General features: G+C 40.1%; 1 protein-coding gene and 1 pseudogene. Both read right to left on the reverse strand.

All coding sequences use genetic code 11. The features are described 5' to 3' along the window. Positions 1-107: 107 nt before the first annotated feature. Positions 108-1007, reverse strand: a complete 900-nt coding sequence (locus R7M92_RS24885; protein ID WP_318134574.1) for a hypothetical protein — start codon at positions 1005-1007, stop codon at positions 108-110. 3 nt (positions 1008-1010) lie between these two features. After that, positions 1011-1450: pseudogene (locus tag R7M92_RS24890) on the reverse strand (hypothetical protein); the annotation flags it as partial.

The following is a 1450-nucleotide window of genomic DNA, read 5'->3' on the forward strand; positions in this document are numbered from 1 at the left end:
TTATGCCATGTTCTGACGTTATCGCCTGCGAGTATTTCTTGCTCTTGTGCCTCTTGATAAACTGCCAACTCTTCTGGGGTGATGTAAAATGGTGAATATGCCAAGGGTTACTCCTTGGCTAAAATTGAAGATATATATTCTAAATCAGGTAATGGAGCGTTTGATGTTCGTAACGTTCCCACTGCTTCTAACGGGTAATGTGTCCCGCGGAATGGCGTTGTTTTGTATATTTCTGGAAGTTTCGAGAAATCGAATAAGTCTTTCGCTTTTGGGACTTCTTTACAATCCAGTTCAAACTCTTGATTAAGCATGTTTAAGGTTTCCTCTAATTGCTTTGGTGAAGAGACGAATAGATAGGAACTTCCAATAGAGTGGTATCTTGTTACCGTTGTTTTAGCAGTGTCTTGGTACGAGCAGTCATCGTGTTTATGATATAGTTCGATTACTTTTCTATTTTTGCAGTATTCACAACAAAGCCAATTTTCACGGAGAGCCACAAGTACTTCAGTCTCCTCATTTGGTTGTCGCTTTAGCATTCGAAACGAAACCAGTATAACCCCCCCGGCTCCGACAAGAACCATAGGTCCAGCAACTCCAACCATCACGACACAAACTATTGCTCCAATCCAGCCCATGACTTGAGTTGCAGAGTTTACCCAATTCGGTAAATTACGTCGTTTTTTTATAACTAACCCGCGATCGGACAAGGTGTAATCATAACGATGGTCCAACCCAAATGTCAGATAAGATACACCAGACATGATTATCGTCAGACCCGATAAAATGTAAGTTAAGATCATGTCGCTGTTGTCATGTAGGAAATAGGTAAGGAAAAATAATGGACTGACAGCGGCTATAGCAATCGATAGGTATAAGTATCGAGAAGGCTCTTCAATATCGTGCTTGTGCCAGATTGTTAGATTCATCCCCTTTAGAATTTGTTGCTCTTGTTCTTCTTGGTAGGACGAAAATTCTTCTGGCGTGATGTAAAAAGGTAAATAAGCCAAGGGTTACTCCTTGGTTGTTGTTAGTTCAGATTTAGATTTTTCAATCTCAGATTCCATTTGCCACTTGCCGTTGTAAAGGTATTCACGTTCTGGGAGCGGGGCTTTTGAAGCTCTTAAATCAAATACCTCATCGGTTTGATATTCTTTATAACAAACTGGCGTGCCAAACAGTCTAGCCTCTGGCTTAGCTTCAAATAGCTTTTTGTGGTCGGCGACTTCCGTACAGTCAAGCTTATATTCTGTAGCTAGCTGATTGACCATAGACTCTAAGTCAGACACGGTTTTGAAAAATACGTAATAGTGGAATCGGTTGTGTAAGCGTGAAATCTTAGTATGTTCTATATTAATATATTCGCATGTGTCATGCTTAAAAAAGAACTTAATTACTTTTCTTTTCTTATTGTAATCAGCAAAGAGCCAGTCTTCACGTTCTCCGACCCTCA

It is taken from the genome of Vibrio sp. Vb2880 (assembly GCF_033337975.1).
Lineage (GTDB): Bacteria > Pseudomonadota > Gammaproteobacteria > Enterobacterales > Vibrionaceae > Vibrio > Vibrio alginolyticus.